The sequence below is a fragment of the Allorhizobium undicola ORS 992 = ATCC 700741 genome (assembly GCF_000621665.1).
Classification (GTDB): domain Bacteria; phylum Pseudomonadota; class Alphaproteobacteria; order Rhizobiales; family Rhizobiaceae; genus Allorhizobium; species Allorhizobium undicola.
This window is the reverse complement of the sequence record NZ_JHXQ01000004.1, coordinates 181,082-197,997: the sequence shown is the minus strand read 5'-3', so window position 1 is coordinate 197,997 and position 16,916 is coordinate 181,082. Positions and strand designations below refer to the sequence as shown.

The 16,916-nt window shown below is 59.4% G+C and carries 17 protein-coding genes; 7 read left to right on the top strand and 10 right to left on the bottom strand.

The genetic code is table 11. The annotated features are described in order from the left end of the window. Window positions 1–101: 101 nt before the first annotated feature. From T424_RS20320 to ccmA, 5 genes are all read right to left on the bottom strand, one after another. Window positions 102–722, bottom strand: coding sequence for a DsbE family thiol:disulfide interchange protein (locus T424_RS20320; protein WP_037066803.1), 621 nt, complete (start codon window positions 720–722; stop codon window positions 102–104). Window position 723: 1 nt separating this feature from the next. After that, window positions 724–888: a heme exporter protein CcmD gene (gene ccmD / locus T424_RS0106545; RefSeq protein WP_027487026.1), complete on the bottom strand. Its 165-nt coding sequence runs from the start codon at window positions 886–888 to the stop codon at window positions 724–726. A gap of 1 nt (window position 889) precedes the next feature. Beyond that, window positions 890–1,654, bottom strand: a complete 765-nt coding sequence (locus tag T424_RS0106540; RefSeq protein ID WP_027487025.1) for a heme ABC transporter permease — start codon at window positions 1,652–1,654, stop codon at window positions 890–892. A 69-nt stretch (window positions 1,655–1,723) separates the two neighbouring features. After that, window positions 1,724–2,383 (bottom strand): heme exporter protein CcmB, encoded by a 660-nt coding sequence (gene ccmB, locus T424_RS0106535; protein WP_027487024.1) that lies wholly within the window; start codon window positions 2,381–2,383, stop codon window positions 1,724–1,726. Continuing rightward, entirely contained in the window at window positions 2,380–3,018 is a 639-nt protein-coding gene (gene ccmA, locus T424_RS0106530; protein WP_027487023.1) for a heme ABC exporter ATP-binding protein CcmA, read from the bottom strand. Before ccmA ends, ccmB begins: the two co-directional genes overlap by 4 nt. Window positions 3,019–3,290: 272 nt before the next feature. Here ccmA and acnA point away from each other — a divergent pair, with 272 nt between their 5' ends. The 3 genes from acnA to T424_RS0106510 all read left to right on the top strand — a co-directional run bounded on the left by acnA (window position 3,291) and on the right by T424_RS0106510 (window position 7,961). Then, entirely contained in the window at window positions 3,291–5,987 is a 2,697-nt protein-coding gene (acnA, locus tag T424_RS0106525) for an aconitate hydratase AcnA (protein WP_027487022.1), read from the top strand. A 312-nt stretch (window positions 5,988–6,299) separates the two neighbouring features. Next, window positions 6,300–7,046 carry a DUF1223 domain-containing protein gene (locus T424_RS0106515; protein WP_027487020.1) on the top strand — a complete coding sequence of 249 codons (747 nt, stop codon included), beginning with the start codon at window positions 6,300–6,302 and terminating at the stop codon, window positions 7,044–7,046. Window positions 7,047–7,562: 516 nt separating this feature from the next. Continuing rightward, entirely contained in the window at window positions 7,563–7,961 is a 399-nt protein-coding gene (locus T424_RS0106510; protein ID WP_027487019.1) for a DUF2794 domain-containing protein, read from the top strand. Between the two features lie 142 nt (window positions 7,962–8,103). Here T424_RS0106510 and T424_RS0106505 read toward each other — a convergent pair whose 3' ends face one another. The 5 genes from T424_RS0106505 to T424_RS0106485 form a co-directional block, all read right to left on the bottom strand. Continuing rightward, a complete protein-coding gene (locus T424_RS0106505; protein ID WP_027487018.1) occupies window positions 8,104–9,114 on the bottom strand; it encodes an acyltransferase family protein in 1,011 nt (336 codons plus the stop codon). Between the two features lie 90 nt (window positions 9,115–9,204). Further along, window positions 9,205–9,735 (bottom strand): GNAT family N-acetyltransferase, encoded by a 531-nt coding sequence (locus tag T424_RS0106500; RefSeq protein ID WP_027487017.1) that lies wholly within the window; start codon window positions 9,733–9,735, stop codon window positions 9,205–9,207. Window positions 9,736–9,885: 150 nt separating this feature from the next. Further along, on the bottom strand, window positions 9,886–10,656 hold the full coding sequence (locus T424_RS0106495) for a Bax inhibitor-1/YccA family protein (RefSeq protein WP_027487016.1): 771 nt from the start codon (window positions 10,654–10,656) through the stop codon (window positions 9,886–9,888). Window positions 10,657–10,843: 187 nt separating this feature from the next. Further along, entirely contained in the window at window positions 10,844–13,390 is a 2,547-nt protein-coding gene (locus T424_RS0106490; RefSeq protein WP_027487015.1) for an ABC transporter permease, read from the bottom strand. Next, on the bottom strand, window positions 13,390–14,106 hold the full coding sequence (locus tag T424_RS0106485; protein ID WP_027487014.1) for an ABC transporter ATP-binding protein: 717 nt from the start codon (window positions 14,104–14,106) through the stop codon (window positions 13,390–13,392). The genes T424_RS0106490 and T424_RS0106485 overlap by 1 nt, the downstream gene beginning before the upstream one ends. Window positions 14,107–14,211: 105 nt before the next feature. Here T424_RS0106485 and T424_RS0106480 point away from each other — a divergent pair, with 105 nt between their 5' ends. The 4 genes from T424_RS0106480 (at window position 14,212) to T424_RS0106465 (ending at window position 16,624) form a co-directional block, all read left to right on the top strand. Next, window positions 14,212–14,958, top strand: a complete 747-nt coding sequence (locus tag T424_RS0106480; RefSeq protein WP_027487013.1) for an arylesterase — start codon at window positions 14,212–14,214, stop codon at window positions 14,956–14,958. A 300-nt stretch (window positions 14,959–15,258) separates the two neighbouring features. Further along, window positions 15,259–15,840 (top strand): RNA 2',3'-cyclic phosphodiesterase, encoded by a 582-nt coding sequence (gene thpR, locus T424_RS0106475; RefSeq protein ID WP_027487012.1) that lies wholly within the window; start codon window positions 15,259–15,261, stop codon window positions 15,838–15,840. A 21-nt stretch (window positions 15,841–15,861) separates the two neighbouring features. After that, window positions 15,862–16,164 carry a 4a-hydroxytetrahydrobiopterin dehydratase gene (locus tag T424_RS0106470; RefSeq protein ID WP_027487011.1) on the top strand — a complete coding sequence of 101 codons (303 nt, stop codon included), beginning with the start codon at window positions 15,862–15,864 and terminating at the stop codon, window positions 16,162–16,164. 58 nt (window positions 16,165–16,222) lie between these two features. Further along, a complete protein-coding gene (locus tag T424_RS0106465; RefSeq protein WP_027487010.1) occupies window positions 16,223–16,624 on the top strand; it encodes a YkvA family protein in 402 nt (133 codons plus the stop codon). Window positions 16,625–16,916 lie beyond the last annotated feature (292 nt).

The following is a 16,916-nucleotide window of genomic DNA, read 5'->3' as shown; positions in this document are numbered from 1 at the left end:
TTTCTTGGTGGTAGACGGGCTTGGCCCATTTCCGAGCGGGCCTTTACACCAGTTCCACGCGCTTGTCACCCCCGCTGGCTTGGTAAAATGCCAAACGCGCCTCAGGAGCCTGTGGCCGGACCTGCCTCCTTTGCCGGGGAAAGGGCCTTGCGAATCGCGGCTTCGAGATCGGTGTCAATCGCCGTGCGGTCGAAGGGGCCGACGCGCTTGTAAAGAATGGTGCCGTCGGCGGCCACCAGATAGGTTTCCGGTATGCCATATACGCCCCAGTCGATGGCCGCCTTGCCGCGCGGATCGACGCCGATGGCCTGATAGGGGTTGCCAAGCTCGCCCAGAAACCGCAGCGCATTGTCATTGCGGTCCTTGTAATTGATGCCGACAAGGGTGATCCGCCCGTCCTGGGCCAGTTCTTTCAACAGCGGGTGCTCTTCCCGGCAGGGTACGCACCAGGAGGCGAAGACGTTGACGAGGGTCAGCTTGCCGCGCATGGCCGCCGTGGTCAGGGCGGGTGTGCCTGCACCCTCCAGAGGCGGCAGATCGACCGGCGGCGCCTTGGTGCCGATCAGGGCCGAGGGGATTTCGGAAATATTCTTGCCGTGAACATCCTGGTCATAGAGCATCTTGCCCGCCACGCCCGCGATGACGAGGAAGACCAGCAGCGGCAGAGCCGCCAGCCCATAGCGGATTAAAGCCCTTGGAGACCCCTTCTCTTCGGTTTCCATGTCAGGATTTTTCCTTTGCGGCAGAGCGCCGCCGCAGGCCTGCGGCCTCCAGCGCCTTCATCTCCCTTTGCCGGGCGCGACCATCCAGAACCACCCAGAGGACAAGACAGAGCGACACCAGGCCCGCCGCGCCATAGGCGCTGTAGATATAGAAGTCGTGATTCATGCTAGTCCTCCCGGCTTGCCATGCGGGCGGCAAGCCGCCTTTGGGCGGCAATGCGACGGCGCCAGATCTCATTGCGCATGGCGGCCAGATGCAGGGTGAAGAACAGCATGGTGGAAGCCACGGCCATGACCAGAAGCGGGCGCAGGAATTCCGGATCGATCGTCGGCCCGCCGAGCCGCATGACGCTTGCGGGCTGGTGCAGCGTATTCCACCACTCCACGGAAAACTTGATGATCGGAATGTTCACGAAGCCGACGAGAATGAGAACGGCGCCGACCCGCGCCGCCCGTGCTGCGTCATCCATGGCGCGGTTGAGGGCGATCAGCCCGAGATACATCAGAAAAAGAATGAAGACGGAGGTGAGGCGGGCATCGCCCCAGGCCCACCAGGTGCCCCACATCGGCTTGCCCCAGAAGGAGCCGGTGATCAGTGCAATCAGCGTGAAGCCCGCGCCCAGCGGCGCCGCCGCCTTGTGGCTGACATCGGCCAGCGGATGGCGCCAGACCAGCGTGCCAATGGCCGAAACCGCCATGATGGAATAGCACATCATGGCAAGCCAGGCGGCGGGCACATGGATATACATGATCCGCACGGTGTAGCCTTGCTGGTAATCACCTTCCGTGCTGAAGCTCAGATAAAGCCCGGCGGCAAAAAGCAGCAGGGTCGCAAGGCTCATCCATGGCAGGATGCGCCGCACCAGCGCCAGAAACCGGGTGGGATTGGCAAGATCGCTGATCTTCGTAATGGCAAGGCTCGTATCGCTCATGCTGCCTTTTAACCCGATCCAGAGGTCGCCGCAATTGATCGTGGTCAAACGGTGCGGATCAAAACGCCGTCAATCGACGGCCTGACGCAGCGCAAGTGCTGCCGCAAGCGGCCCGATGACCGCGAAGAAAAGCGTCAGGGCCAGAAGAAACAGGAAGGGTGGCAGGAAGGGGGCGGGATCTTCCACCGCCGCATAGGAAGCGCTGACGCCGAAAATCAGCACCGGAATGGTCAGTGGCAGAATGAGGATCGAGACCAGCAATCCGCCGCGCGGAAGCGCCACCGCCACCGCGGCGCCAGCCGCCCCGATAAAGGCCATGGCCGGAGATCCGGCCAGCAGCGTCAGCATGACGGCGCCGATCCCCACCTCGCTCATGTTCATGAACAGGCCGAGCAGGGGAGAGGCGATGACCAGCGGCAGGCAGGTGGCAACCCAATGGGCAAGGCATTTGACGAAGATCGTCGCGACCAGCGGTGTTTCCTGCATCAGCAAAAGATCGAGCGAGCCATCATCCCGATCCGCCTGGAAAAGCCGGTCCAGCCCCAGAAGAGCCGAAAGCAGGGCGCCGATCCACAGGATCGCCGGGCCGATGCGGGCAAGAAGGTTCATGTCCGGTCCGACACCGAAGGGAATGACGGCAACCACCGTCAGGAAGAACAGCACGCCGATCAGCGCACCGCCACCGGCCCGGACGGACAGTTTCACATCGCGAAGAAAAAGAGCCATCATGAGAATGCGATGTCCTGCCGCACATAGTCGAAACCGGTCATTTCCAATTGCTGCGGGCGTAGAAGCCCGAGCGGCTGATGGGTGGCGGCAATGACCAGCCCGCCGTCTTCGAGATGCCGTGTCACCAGCCGGGAAAACATCTCGTCCGCCTTTTTGTCCAGCGCCGCCGTCGGCTCGTCGAGAAGCCAGACGGGCCGATCCGCGACCAGAAGCCTGGCCATGGCGAAGCGCCGCTGCTGGCCCGCGGAAAGATAGCCATAGGGAAGATGGGTAATGCCGCCAAGCCCCACCGTTTCGGCGGCCTCATCGATGGACAGGCTTTTATCTGTCGCGCCGAGAAAGGATTTCCAGAAGGCGAGGTTTTCCGCAACCGTCAATTCCGCCTTCATGGCGTTGCGATGGCCGAGATAATGCGAGACCTCCCGCACGGGGCGGCGCTCGCTGCCTGATTCGCAAAAGACCTCTCCCGCTTCAGGCCGCAGCAGTCCGGCCACAACCCTGAGCAGGGTGGATTTGCCTGTGCCGTTGCGCCCCGTCAGCACCAGCGCCTCGCCGGCGGCAAGGCTGAAGGAGACGCCGGAAAACAGCAGATCCTCCCCGCGCCGGGCCGCCAGTTTAAGGGCTTGAAGCCGCATGTTTACCTCGCCTTTACGGAAAGCCTCGGCTTTCAAAAAATTCTGCCTCTGAACCGTTTCACGGTCTGGAACAGTTCTTAGAAATTATCTATAAGACCTGCAACCACGCCAGCGGCCGGCGTGATCTTCATCCTAGCGCCGAACTTGAAGATTGCGAGATGCGATTTTCACGGGCGGACAGCGGAAATGGTCGTACCCGCATCCTGATGTGCATGAAGTGCATAGGCGTCCGCACGAACGTGTTGGCTATCAGAATAAGCGGGGTTTATTCCGTGTCTAAATCGCTCGACAGTTTCAATTGCCGGTCGGTCCTGACCGTTAACGGCAAGGATTATGTCTACTACAGCATCCCCAAGGCCGAAGCCAATGGCCTTGCGGGCGTGTCGAAGCTCCCCTATTCGATGAAGGTTCTGCTGGAGAACCTGCTGCGCAACGAAGATGGCCGCTCCGTCACCAAGGCCGACATCGAGGCCGTGGCCGCCTGGCTCGTCAACAAGGGCCTGACCGAAGCCGAAATCGCCTACCGCCCGGCCCGCGTGCTGATGCAGGACTTTACCGGCGTTCCTGCCGTGGTTGACCTTGCCGCCATGCGTGACGGCATCAAGGCTCTCGGCGGCGATCCGGAGAAGATCAATCCGCTGGTTCCCGTCGATCTCGTCATCGACCACTCCGTCATCGTCGATGAATTCGGCACGCCGCAGGCTTTTGCCCGCAATGTCGAGCTGGAATACGAGCGCAATGGCGAGCGTTACCGCTTCCTCAAGTGGGGCCAGCAGGCGTTCAAGAACTTCCGCGTCGTTCCTCCGGGCACCGGTATCTGTCACCAGGTGAATTTCGAATATCTCGGCCAGACCGTCTGGACCAAGGAAGAAGACGGCGAAACCATCGCCTATCCCGATACCTGCGTCGGTACCGACAGCCATACCACGATGATCAACGGCCTTGGCGTTCTGGGCTGGGGCGTGGGCGGCATCGAGGCTGAAGCCGCCATGCTTGGCCAGCCGGTTTCCATGCTGCTGCCGGAAGTCATCGGCTTCAAGCTGACCGGCAAGCTCAAGGAAGGCGTGACCGCCACCGACCTCGTGCTGACCGTGGTGCAGATGCTGCGCAAGAAGGGCGTCGTTTCCAAGTTCGTGGAATTCTTCGGTCCGGGCATGGACAATATGCCGGTCGCAGACCGCGCCACCATCGGCAATATGGGGCCGGAATACGGCGCAACCTGCGGCTTCTTCCCCGTCGATAGCGCCACTATCGGTTATCTCGACATGTCCGGCCGCGCCAAGGACCGCATCGCACTGGTCGAAGCCTATTCCAAGGCGCAGGGCATGTGGCGTGACAGCGACGGTTCCGATCTGGTCTTCACCGACACGCTGGAACTCGATCTCGGCGACGTCGTGCCGTCCATGGCCGGCCCCAAGCGTCCGGAAGGCCGCCTGCCGCTGGAAACCATCGCACCGAACTTCGCTACCGCTCTCGAAGGCGACTACAAGAAGCCCGGCCAGCTCGACGCCCGTTATGCCGTCGAAGGCGAAAACTTCGATCTCGGCCATGGCGATGTCTGCATTGCCGCCATTACCTCCTGCACCAACACCTCGAACCCGAGCGTGCTGATTGCAGCCGGTCTTCTGGCCCGCAACGCCGTTGCCAAGGGCCTGAAGTCCAAGCCGTGGGTCAAGACGTCTCTGGCGCCCGGATCGCAGGTCGTCGGCGAATATCTCGCCAAGTCCGGCCTGCAAACCGATCTCGATGCTCTCGGCTTCAACCTTGTCGGTTTCGGCTGCACCACCTGCATCGGCAATTCCGGTCCGCTGCCCGCCCCGATCTCCAAGACCATCAACGACAAGGGTCTGATCACGGCTGGCGTGCTTTCCGGCAACCGTAACTTCGAAGGCCGTATTTCTCCGGATGTTCAGGCCAACTACCTGGCGTCCCCGCCGCTCGTCGTTGCCTATGCACTGGCCGGTACGGTCCAGAAGGACCTGACCACCGAGCCGCTCGGCGAGGACAAGGACGGCAACCCCGTCTACCTCAAGGACATCTGGCCGACCTCTGCCGAAGTGCAGGAATTCATCCAGAAATACGTCACCCGCGAACTGTTCGAAACCAAGTATGCGGACGTGTTCAAGGGCGATGAAAACTGGCAGGCCGTGCAGGTGCCGGAAGGCCAGACCTATGCCTGGGACGACAAGTCCACCTATGTCCAGAACCCGCCCTATTTCGTCGGCATGGCGAAGCAGGCCGGCAAGGGCGTGGAAAACATCGTCAATGCCCGCGTTCTCGGCCTGTTCGGCGACAAGATCACCACCGACCATATTTCTCCGGCCGGTTCGATCAAGGCGCAGTCTCCGGCTGGCGCCTACCTCATGGACAATGGCGTTTCTGTCGCTGACTTCAACCAGTACGGCACGCGCCGCGGCAACCATGAAGTCATGATGCGCGGCACCTTCGCCAATATCCGCATCCGTAACCACATGCTCGGCCCGAACGGCAAGGAAGGTGGCTACACCATCCACTATCCGTCCAAGGAAGAGATGTCGATTTACGATGCGGCCATGAAGTACAAGGCCGAAGGCACGCCGCTGGTCATCTTCGCGGGCGTGGAATACGGCAACGGTTCTTCGCGTGACTGGGCTGCAAAGGGCACCAACCTTCTCGGCGTTCGCGCCGTCGTTGCCCAGTCCTTCGAGCGTATCCACCGCTCCAATCTCGTCGGCATGGGTGTCGTGCCCTTCGTCTTCGAGGAAGGCACGACCTGGGCTTCGCTCAACCTCAAGGGTGACGAGACGGTGACGATCGAAGGCCTCGACGGCGAAATCAAGCCGCGCGAGAAGAAGATCGCAAAGATCACTTATGCGGACGGCTCCGTGAAGGATGTTCCGCTTGTCTGCCGCATCGATACGCTGGACGAAGTGACCTACGTCAACAATGGCGGCATTCTCCAGACCGTTCTGCGCGATCTGGCTGCCTGATTGAAATGAGAAAGGCCGCCGGACGTGTTTGTCCGGCGGCTTTTGCGTCCTTCTGCTTGCCCTGAAGGCTGCACCCCGGCCATCATCGGTGATGTTCGTCCGGGCGCAGCCGGGCTTGCGCCGTAATTTCTTCGCGGCTTTTGTCGTAACTGCCCCGCCCGCCTTGCCTTTTGACGGCAAAAATGCGGCCTCGGCTGGCAAATCACGATGCTCTATGCACAATGACGGTTTGCCGGAGTCACCCCAACGTGACTTGGAGTTGAAGTATGCTCTGTTTATTCTTGCAGGGCAGGGAAGCACGGATCAGAATTCATGGGTTTGAAACGGATTGCAGCAGCATTTGCAGCCTATGTGCTGACAGCGGGATTGGCGCTGGCAGGAGAAACCGGGGCTGTGAAGGGCGTGGTGGAACTTTTCACCTCTCAAGGCTGCAATTCCTGCCCTCCTGCCGACCGTGCATTCGAAACCCTCACGCGACAGCCGGGCATTGTCGCGCTGGCCTATCACGTTGATTACTGGAACTATCGTGGTTGGACAGACACATTGGGCTCGCCCGGTAACACGGCCCGCCAGTATGGCTATGCCCGCAGCTTTGGCCGCAACGGGGTCTATACCCCGCAAGCGGTTATCAATGGCCGGGTGCAGATGAAGGCCGTCGATGCATCTGCCCTGTCCGGCAAGATCAATACGCTTGCCGGCACCGAGGGCGGGCTAAGGGTCAAGGTCGATGCCGCTTTGCAAGGTGATGCGCTGGCTATCAATATCGGCCCCGGAAGCGGCAAGGCCGACATCGTCGTTGTCTATTTCAGGCAGCAAAAGGATGTCGATGTGCTCAAGGGTGAAAACAAGGGGCAACGTTTCACCTACTGGAACAGCGTCAGCGACATTCAGCCAGCGGGCATGTGGCATGGAGAGGCTGTTTCTCTTTCGCTTCCCGCCAAAAAGCTGCGCGACGAGGGAAGCGACGGCATAGCCGTATTGCTGCAAAGCGCCACCGAAAAGGGCGATCCGTCCGCCATCATCGGCGCTACCGCGCTAACCATCGGGCCGACACAATAGCCGGACAGAGAGACTTTTACGCGTATCTACCGCCATGTCGATGGCGTGCAACGTGATCGGGAAAGCGGGGTGGGTCCGGCCGGAACATTGGGGGGCTGGGGGTAAGGGGTCAATGCGCCAGACCGGACCCTGACGCTTGCGCGTCATCTGAAGACAGCCGCACTCTTACCTTTAAATTGGGCAGGGTTTTGTTCAAAATGCGGCGCCGCATAAAAACCTGCTAAACGTGTGAGGGTTTTGGCGCAAACGCCCGGTGCGACACGGTATTTTTGGTAAATCCCATTGTTCATTTCCTCGCAAAACCGGCGCCTGCATCTCTGCTTTGTCCTGCGCCGCTCTTTCGCAGTGGGCACTACGTTTTCATTCTTCTGGAATTTCCAGCGTGCAAATCGCGTGTCGGCGCGGGTGATGTCCGAGCATTGAACTCAACGGATTGGAAGACCGGCTTGCATTTTGATGGGTCTCAGGCAAACTGTCATGGCCTTGTCATGCGGGTAGCAGCATTGAGGAGTCGCAATGACCGATCAGCCGGAGATGCCGGAAGAGCGTATCGAGCAGCAGGAAAGCCGCTCGGCTTCGGTGGTAAACCTGAGGGAATACCGGCAGAATCTCGATCCCTTGCCCGTCACGTTTCACCGGACCGAACTGGATGCAATCCTGTGGATCTATGGCCGTATGGTGGGCGAGGGCGAATGGCGCGATTATGCGCTGGATCATTTGAAGGAAAAGGCCGTCTTTTCGATCTTCAAACGCTCCGGAGAAATGCCGCTCTATCGCATCGAGAAAAACCCGAAACTCTCCGCCAAGCAGGGAGCCTTCAGCGTGGTAAACGCGCATGGCATGATCCTCAAGCGTGGCCATGACCTTCGCCAGGTGCTGAAGGTTTTCGACAAGACGCTGAAGCTGCTTGATTGAAGGTCCATTATACCAAATATCGAAGATGCGAACGCATCCTCGCCTTGAAGGGATTTCGAATATCTCAACTGCGGCAAAGGCTTGAGATATTCGAAAAGGGAATACCAAGAGTCATTTTCAATTCTCCCTGGTATTGCTCCGTCTATGCGGCTGCGGGTTGCTGAGCAAATCTATCGGCCAGCCTGTTAAGTCTGCGTCGAAAAGGTTTTTCCACGAGGAAATAGCTTGTAATCGCGCAGGCAAGTGCCCCTGTCATGCCAAGCCATGGGGATAGGAGCTCATGAGCTGACAGCTTGTAAAACGGCTGCTGCCACAGATAGAGTGAGAAAGATATGATGCCGACCTTTCGCAGGATAGGCTCGGAAAATACCCGCTTGGCAATGGGGGCTCGGTCAAGCGTGCAGACCGCCACGGCGAGCGCAAGGGTTGCCGGACCGAATTGAACGGGATACGGAAATACAGAAAGGCTTAAAACCAGGCCGGTCAGCAGGCTCGTCCAGAAAAGCCATTCCCTTTTCTCTCCGTCGTGTCCCAAGACAAGATAAAGTCCGGCACCAACAAAAATGGCGCCCGCATGGACGTCGGTTCGCCAATAGGTCTGGAAATAGTCGTGCCCTAAAACGACATTGCTGACGAGCCCATTCAGAAAGCAGGCAATGCTTACTGCGAAAAGCAGTGGCAGGAGAGGAAGAGATGCCTTTCGTTGCAGAAAGGCTAGGATGCCCAGGAAAATATAGCTGTGTTCCTCCACGGCAAGAGACCACAGGTGATCATAGAACCCTGTGCGGTAGAGGCCGGGAATCCACAGCACGTAATTATAGATAAGGGCAAAGACACTTGCCACGGCCTTCGGCCCGACTAGAAATTCTTCTGTCAGATTTCCCCATAAGAAGGCCGCCAGCACAAACACGATAAGCGCGGGATAGACTCGATTTATCCGTCGAACAAAAAATATTTTCAGCGGTGTTTGGCGGACGAAGAGGATTTCAGCCATCAGACGGCCACTCAATACGAAGAAGAGTTCAACCCCGAGAGTTCCGAGGTTAATATGACCACTGGGAAAAAAGTGCCCAATGATGACTAATATTACGGCAATACCGCGCCAGCCATCCAGAAAATCCAGGTGGCCGTTTCTTGGTTGAATCGCTAACATATTTTGCCCCTAAGTACTCCGATCTTAAAATACACGGAATCAAAGTTGCGGCAAATATTTAAAATTAATAAATTCTTGCTCTGGATGCGGTTATTCGACTTTTGTTGGGGTTGTATTGCGGCCCTCGCCAAGGGGGCGTTGCATGAAGACGGTATCCAGCCACTGGCCGAATTTGAAGCCTGAGCCGTTGATGCCGCCGCTGTGTTCGAAGTTCAGGGCGCGGTGAAGACGGATGGAGACGGGGCTTGCGCCGCCGATCACCGCGATCATTTGCCGATAACCCAGCATCGTACAGCGGTCGATCAGGGTGGAGAGTAGCAGTTTGCCAATGCCTTTGCCCTGCGCCTCTTTGCCGAGATAAATGGAATCTTCCACCAGAAAGCGATAGGCCGGGCGCGTGCGAAAGAAGGAGGCGTAGGCATAGCCGAGAACCTGTCCCTCTTCCTCCGCCACGAGATAGGGAAAGCCGCCTTGAAGGATCGCGGCCATACGGCGCGACATTTCGGCTTCGTCCGGTGGATCGAGTTCGTAGCAGGCGGTGCCGCCCGTCACCGCCTCGGCGTAAATCGCGGTAATGGCGGGAATGTCGAGGGCTTGGGCAGGGCGGATCTGAACGGGCATGACAACAGGGAACAGGTTGATTTTCCGTCATCATTCACACCACACAGGGCGGCGCAAGACATGATTTGTCTTAATACAAAAAAGGGCAGCGCCGGGCTGCCCTTTTTTCCAATCATTGCACCTTTGTCTTTCCAGCTTTGGACAAAGACTTTAGCGACGGTCGCCCAGAAAGCGCAGCATGAAGAGGAAGAGATTGATGAAATCGAGATAGAGCGTCAGTGCGCCCATGATGGCCTTGCGGCCCGCATTCTCGTAGCCATCGCTTTCCAGATACATTTCCTTGATCTTCTGCGTGTCGTAGGCGGTGAGGCCAGCAAAGATCACGACGCCAAGGATCGAAATCACGAAGGCCATGGCGCTGGATTGCAGGAAGATATTGACCAGCGAGGCGATGATGATGCCGAAAAGGCCCATGATCATGAAGGAGCCCATGGCGCTGAGGTCACGGCGGGTAGTGTAGCCGTAAAGCGAGAGCGCGCCGAAGGAGGCAGCCGTCACGAAGAAAGTCTGCACGATGCTTGCGCCCGTATAGACGAGGAAAATCGACGACAGCGACAGCCCCACCAGACCCGCATAGACGAGGAAAGTGGTGCGTGCTGACGAAACGCTCATCGACTGGATGCGGAAGCTCAGGAAGAAAACCAGTGCCACGGGCGCCAGCATCACCACCCAGCGCAGCGGGCTGCCATAAATGGCCGCACCAAGGCTGGTCAGCATGACGCCGTTGCCGAAATGGCCTGCGGCCTGCGAGGGGTCGGTGGTGGTGGCCAGCATGGCGATGCCCCAGGCCGCAATGCCGGTGATCGCCAGTCCAAGCGCCATCAGGTTATAGACCTTGACCATATAGGCGCGCAGGCCCTGATCGATCATCTCGGCGGAAGCGACGCCGCGCTGTGCCTGATAATTGCGATAGTCGGACATGTTTTCCTCTCACCTGCGCCCGGACTTTAAAGCAGGGCGCAGCAACAAACGACTCCGGAAAATCCGGCAGCATGAACTGCGCCGCCACATGCGGAGCCTTGCATGGGTTATGTCAATATGTGGTCTCAGCCCCGCCGAGGCAAGAGGATTTGCGTTAAACTCCTGTAATCCGGCCTATGTAGGGCCGTTACAACTCCCGCAGCACGGGGGCGGCCTTCTGCCCCAGCACGCGCCATGTGCCAGCAAGACCGATGCCGATAGTCATGACGAGCGCGATGACCAGCGTTGACAAGGCGACGATGGGCAGAAAACTTGAGGGCAGTTTCATGACCTGGCTCACGACATACCAGCCTGCAACGCTTCCGGCCAGCAAGGCAAAGAGCGCTGTGGCGAGCCCCAGAAGCAGATATTCATAGGTAAAGGCCCGGATCAGCATGGCGCGGGTTGCCCCAAGGGTTTTCAACACCACGGCATCATGGGTGCGGGCACGGTTGCCCGCCGCCAGTGCGCCCGCCAGAACCAGAACGGAGGAAATCAGTGCAATGGCTGCGGCGGCACGAATGGCCACCGCCAGTTGGCCTACAAGTTCGTTCACGGTATCCAGCGCGTCCTTGACGCGAACCGACGTGATGGTCGGGAAGGCCTGCGTGACGGAGCGCATGATCCGCGCCTCGTCTGCTGCGCTTGCGCCATGGTCGGTGAGGGTGGCAATCCAGCCATGCGGGGCGCCTGCAAAGGTATTGGGTGAAAACACCATGACAAAATTGATCGACAGCGATTGCCAGTCCAGCTTGCGGAAATTGGCAATCTTTGCGGTGATGTTGCGGCCGAGAATATTCACCGTCACGGTGTCGCCCAGCTTGAGACCGAGCTGTTCGGCCTCCTGGCTGGAGAAGGACACCAGCGGCTCGCCCTTGTAGTCTTCTGGCCACCATTGGCCCTGGGTTACGGTGGAATTGCGGGGCAATTCGGTGGCGTAGGTCAGGCCGCGGTCGCCGCGCAACACCCAGCGCCCTTCCGGCGGCACCTGCATTTTCGTGACGTCCTGACCGTTGAAAGCTAATATGCGCCCGCGTAGCATGGGCACTTCCGTCACCGTGCCGCCGGGAGATTCCCGTGCCAGCAAGGCGCGGAACGGATCGAGCTGATCGCGCTGGATGTCGATGAAGAAGAAATTCGGGGCGCGTTCGGAAAGCGTGCCCGTCAGGCTGCGGCGCAGATTTCCGTCGATCAGCGACAGCGTCACCAGAAGTGTCAGACCCAGGCCAAGCGACAGGATGACGGCGGGCGTCAATGCGCCGGGGCGGTGGATATTGCCGACCGCCAGCCGAAGCGCCGGAGATGAAAGGCGCGGGCTGCGACGCGCAAGCGCTGCCACACCCAGTGCGACAAGCCGCAGCACGACAAAACTGCCTGCCATGGCCACGAGGAAAATCATTGCCAGCCGCCTGTCATAGGCGGTAAAAATGGCAAGGCCCGCAAGTGCGGCAATCGCCAGCGCGGCTGCGGCCACATAGGGCCAGGCGGGCAGTTTCAGCCTGTCGAAACCCTGATCGCGAAACAGCGCGGTGGCTGGCACCTGCCGTGCATTGCCAAGCGGCATGGCCGCAAAGGCAAAGGTGGTGAGCAGGCCAAACAGCGTGGCAAGCGCCAGCGAGCGTGGGTAGAGCGTGAAATCCGCTGGAATTGGCAGATATTGCGCCAGATAATAGCCGGCAATCCACGGTGCAAGCGCACCGATGACCAGACCTGCCGCAATGCCGATGATGCAGACCAGCAGGATCTGAAACAGATAGACCATGACCACGACAGCCGACGGCGCGCCGAGGCATTTCAGCGTGGCGATGACGCCCCGCTTGGAATCCAGAAAGGCCCGAACCGCATTGGCGACCCCCACGCCGCCGACGATCAGGGCCGTCAGCCCGACAAGGGTGAGAAACTGCGAGAAGCGGCGGATATTTTCGGTGAGATTGGGCGCTGCGCGTTCGGAGGTGCGGATCGACCAGCCTGCATCGGGAAAGTCGCGCTTGGCCTGTTCTTCCACTGCTGCCGGGGTGGGGGCGCCCTGCTTCAGGCGGACCTTGTAGGCATGTTCGACAAGGCTGCCCGTGTCTATCAGGCCGGAGGCCTGAAGTGCCTCCCGGCTGACGATGATTTTCGGGGCAAAGCCGAAGCCTTCCGAAACCGAGTCCGGCTCGGTCTCGATACTGCCCTTGACGATCAGGGCGGTGTTGCCGATCAGCAGGCGGTCGCCGGTTTTCAAGTCCAGGCGGTCGAGAAGCAGGGGGGCCGCCACCATGCCGAAGGCATCGCCCTGACGGGCAAGCGCCTGCGGCAGAGGCTGGTCGGGCGTGGCCTTGAAGGTGCCGTAGAGCGGATAAAGCGCATCGACCGCCTTGATTTCCACCAGCGCCTGATCGGCCCCGTCGGGCAGGCGCGCCATGGAGCGCAGGCCCGTGGAAACGGCCACCGTGCCAAGCCCGTCGAGAAAGGCCCGCTCCTCAGCATTGGCCTCACGATTATTCAGTTCGAACCTGAGATCGCCGCCGAGAAGCGTGGTGCCCTGTGCGGCAATGGACTGGGTGATGGCGCTGGAAACGGAATTGACCGCAGCAATCGCGCCCGTGCCAAGCGCGATACAGGCGAGAAAGATGTAAAAGCCCCGCAATCCGCCGCGCATTTCGCGCAGCGCCAGACGAAAGGCCAGAAACAGACGCGCGGGAAAAGCGGCCATCATGCGCGGGCCGCCTCGTGAATGTCAGGAGAAAGCGATGGCTTATCCGGCTCGATCCGCCCGGAGCGAACCCTGATCTGCCGTTCGCAGCGCGCTGCCAGCGCCGGATCATGCGTCACCAGCACCAGCGTCATCTGCCGCTCCTTTTGCTTGGAAAACAGGAGATCGGCAATCTGCCGCCCGGTCGCCCCGTCGAGATTGCCGGTGGGCTCATCGGCAATCAGCACGGCGGGTGAGGGCGCAAGCGCCCTGGCAATGGCCACGCGCTGCTGTTCCCCGCCGGAAAGCTGGCCCGGATAATGATGCAGACGTTCGCCAAGGCCAACGGCCTCAAGCTCTGCCCGAGCAATGGCGAAGGGGTCGCGGATATTGGCCAGTTCCAGCGGCACGGCCACGTTTTCCAGGGCCGTCATATTGGCGATGAGATGGAAGCTCTGAAAGACAATGCCGATATTGCGGCCGCGAAAATCCGCAAGCGCATCCTCGCTCAAACCGTGCAGCGCATGACCGTTGACATGGATTTCGCCGCGATCGAGCCGCTCCAGTCCCGCCAGCACCATCAGAAGCGTCGATTTGCCCGATCCGGACGGCCCGACGATGCCGACAGACTGACCGGCGGCAATGTCGAGATCGATCTCTTTCAGCACATGCACGCAGGCGGCGGCGCTTCCCAGCGTGAGATCGGCATTGCGGAGCTGGATAATGGTTTTTCCCACGCGATTTCATCCTATATAGGGTCTACAGCGTTTCAGCATTCGAAGAACACGCTATGAAGGTCTGGCGGATCGAGGCACAGTCTTGCCGAATTTAGGAAACGGATCATGCGATTTAAAGCTTTAGGGCTTCACTTCACTGTCATTATGGCGGCGGGTCTTGCCTTGGCGGCGCCGGCCAGCCTGCTTGCCCAGCAGACGCCGGACCCGGCGGAGCAGGTTGCGCCCGCCGAGGACGGGCAGGCAGGCCAGGAGGATTCCATGGCGGATGCGCCGGTGGGCGAGCGCCAGATCCAGCTTGTCGGCCTGGGGGATAGCCTGATGGCGGGTTATCAGCTTCAAAATGAGGAAAGCCTTCCCAGCCAGCTCGAAAAGGCGTTGCATGATCGGGGCCTGAACGTGTCGGTCGCCAATGCCGGGGTTTCCGGCGATACGACCGAGGGCGGCCTTTCGCGCGTGGACTGGTCGGTGCCGGATGGAACCGATGGCGTGATTGTCGAATTGGGAGCCAACGATGCCTTGCGCGGCATTGCGCCGGAGGAAACGGAAAAGAATCTCGCCGCCATCATCGAGCGTTTGCAGGCCCGCAAGATCGGCGTGCTGCTGGTGGGCGTGATCGCCCCGCCCAATATGGGCCCCGATTATGCCAAACGCTTCAACCCCATCTACAAGCGTCTGGCCGACAAGTACCGCATTCCGCTCTATCCCTTCATTCTGGAGGGCGTTGCCACCAATGAGGGGCTGAAGCTGGGCGATGGAATGCACCCCAACGCCCAGGGCGTCGGCGTTATGGCGGGCCGGATGGCGCCTGTGGTCGAAGGCTTCGCAAAAGCTCTGGAGGATAACAAAAGTTAACGTCTTGCTTACCAAGGCAAGACATGATTCGCTGACGATGGCTTTCGCGGTGCAGTCGTGAATCGCGAAAGCTGACGGGACTTTACAGCGCCCTGCGTTTGCCCAAGCGGATAAAGGACGCTGTAACGCTTTAAATCTGCTGCATGATTTTTGCCTTACATCGATCCCGATCTAAGGAACCATGCAGTAAAGCCGTGGAGCGGCTTTCGATTCGCAGGGCCGTTCCGCATGGGGCATGGGACTGAAACGGGAAACCCGTTTGGGAAAATGCCGTCAGCATCTGTTCGGGGAGACCTCGCCATGCCGAGATTATTCACTGCCCTCGAAATTCCGCGCAGCGCGGCCTTGAGCCTCTCCCTGTTGCGCGGCGGACTGCCCGGAGCCCGCTGGATCGATGTGGAAAACTACCACATCACCTTGCGCTTCATCGGCGATGTCGATGGCCGGACCGCAGATGAAATCGTCGATCGGCTGGATCGGATAGAGCGGCCGGAATTTTCCCTGACCCTCAACGGCATTGGCTCCTTTGGCTCGAAAAAACCGCACTCGCTTTGGGCCGGTGTCCAGCCCAATGCGGAGATGAGCGCGCTTCAGGGCGAGATCGAGCGGATCTGCCAGCGGATCGGCCTGCCGCCGGATCCACGCAAATTTACCCCGCATGTGACGCTGGCAAGATTGAAATCGGCTCGACTCGACGATGTGATCCACTATCTTTCAGGGCGCGGCAATTTTCATACCGCGCCCTTTGCCGTTTCCCGCTTCGTGCTGATGTCCTCCAGGGAATCGGTCGGTGGCGGGCCCTATCTGACCGAGGAGGTTTTCCCGCTTTACGAAGACAGTCCCGATTATGGCTGGGCTGGCGGGCTTGAGCATCCGGCCTGATGCGTCATTTTGAGGAATTTCATGCGCGACCCTAAACTCACCACCGCTGCCGTCAACGAACGGATGGCCCGTCTCGATGCATGGGAACTGTCCGATGACGGGCTTTGCATCCGGCGGGATTTCGATTTCCGCGACTTCGCCGAGGCGTTCGGCTTCATGGCTGAATGCGCTCTCGTGGCCGAAAAGCTCAACCATCATCCTGAGTGGTTCAATGTGTATCGCCGGGTGGAGGTCTGTCTCACCACCCATGATTCGGGTGGCCTGACCGCGCGCGATTTCGATCTGGCCGAGGTGATGGACAGGATTGCCGCCCGTCGCGTTTGACATGTCTGCCGCCCTTTCCCATATCAGCCCTTGTCCTGATTGATAAAGGAAGGCTGTCATGGATGACGTGAAAATCGGTGAAATCCTGCTGCCCGGCGATGAGGAAACGCAATCCCGCCAGGAAGAACAGGTCAAGGCCCGCTTCTGGCCCACACTGCGCAAGGCAATCCGTCATATTCCCTTCAGCCGGGATGTGGTGGCTGCCTTCTTCTGCGCCACCGACCGGCAGACGCCGTTGCGGGTGCGCGGCATTCTTCTGGCCGCCCTTGGATATTTCGTTCTGCCCTTCGATGCGGTTCCGGACATGCTGGCCTTTGTGGGCTTCACCGATGATATTGCGGTGCTAACCACGGCGCTTGCCATGATCAACAGCCATATCAAGGAAAAGCATTACGACGCCGCCGATGCGGTTTTGAGCGACGAGGGGCTGAGACCCGGCGAAACGCAATCGTCTGCCTGATCCAACTCTTGCCCTATTCCTTGTGTTTGTGGGGAAGCCGGGATTCGCCCGGCGCATTCAACTTGCCTACTGCATAATTCCTTAAATCGGAATCGATTTAAGGAATTATGCAGCAGATTTAAAGTGTTACAGCGTCCTTTGTGCGTTTGATAAAACGCATGGCGCTGTAACGTTTCCATTGCCTGCGACTGCATTGCCGGATGAGCGTCTTGAAAACGCATCACGCGGCAATCGGGTAATGCGAGCCTGCATTCTGTCGATTTCAGGTGGATCGGACCTGAAATGATTGTGA

Excerpts from the sequence above, each read along its gene's own strand:
- T424_RS20320 (WP_037066803.1), bottom strand. The coding sequence starts at position 722 with ATGGAAACCGAAGAGAAGGGGTCTCCAAGGGCTTTAATCCGCTATGGG.
- ccmD (WP_027487026.1), bottom strand. The coding sequence starts at position 888 with ATGAATCACGACTTCTATATCTACAGCGCCTATGGCGCGGCGGGCCTG.
- T424_RS0106540 (WP_027487025.1), bottom strand. The coding sequence starts at position 1,654 with ATGAGCGATACGAGCCTTGCCATTACGAAGATCAGCGATCTTGCCAAT.
- ccmB (WP_027487024.1), bottom strand. The coding sequence starts at position 2,383 with ATGATGGCTCTTTTTCTTCGCGATGTGAAACTGTCCGTCCGGGCCGGT.
- ccmA (WP_027487023.1), bottom strand. The coding sequence starts at position 3,018 with ATGCGGCTTCAAGCCCTTAAACTGGCGGCCCGGCGCGGGGAGGATCTG.
- T424_RS0106515 (WP_027487020.1), top strand. The coding sequence starts at position 6,300 with ATGGGTTTGAAACGGATTGCAGCAGCATTTGCAGCCTATGTGCTGACA.
- T424_RS0106510 (WP_027487019.1), top strand. The coding sequence starts at position 7,563 with ATGACCGATCAGCCGGAGATGCCGGAAGAGCGTATCGAGCAGCAGGAA.
- T424_RS0106505 (WP_027487018.1), bottom strand. The coding sequence starts at position 9,114 with ATGTTAGCGATTCAACCAAGAAACGGCCACCTGGATTTTCTGGATGGC.
- T424_RS0106500 (WP_027487017.1), bottom strand. The coding sequence starts at position 9,735 with ATGCCCGTTCAGATCCGCCCTGCCCAAGCCCTCGACATTCCCGCCATT.
- T424_RS0106495 (WP_027487016.1), bottom strand. The coding sequence starts at position 10,656 with ATGTCCGACTATCGCAATTATCAGGCACAGCGCGGCGTCGCTTCCGCC.
- T424_RS0106490 (WP_027487015.1), bottom strand. The coding sequence starts at position 13,390 with ATGGCCGCTTTTCCCGCGCGTCTGTTTCTGGCCTTTCGTCTGGCGCTG.
- T424_RS0106480 (WP_027487013.1), top strand. The coding sequence starts at position 14,212 with ATGCGATTTAAAGCTTTAGGGCTTCACTTCACTGTCATTATGGCGGCG.
- thpR (WP_027487012.1), top strand. The coding sequence starts at position 15,259 with ATGCCGAGATTATTCACTGCCCTCGAAATTCCGCGCAGCGCGGCCTTG.
- T424_RS0106470 (WP_027487011.1), top strand. The coding sequence starts at position 15,862 with ATGCGCGACCCTAAACTCACCACCGCTGCCGTCAACGAACGGATGGCC.
- T424_RS0106465 (WP_027487010.1), top strand. The coding sequence starts at position 16,223 with ATGGATGACGTGAAAATCGGTGAAATCCTGCTGCCCGGCGATGAGGAA.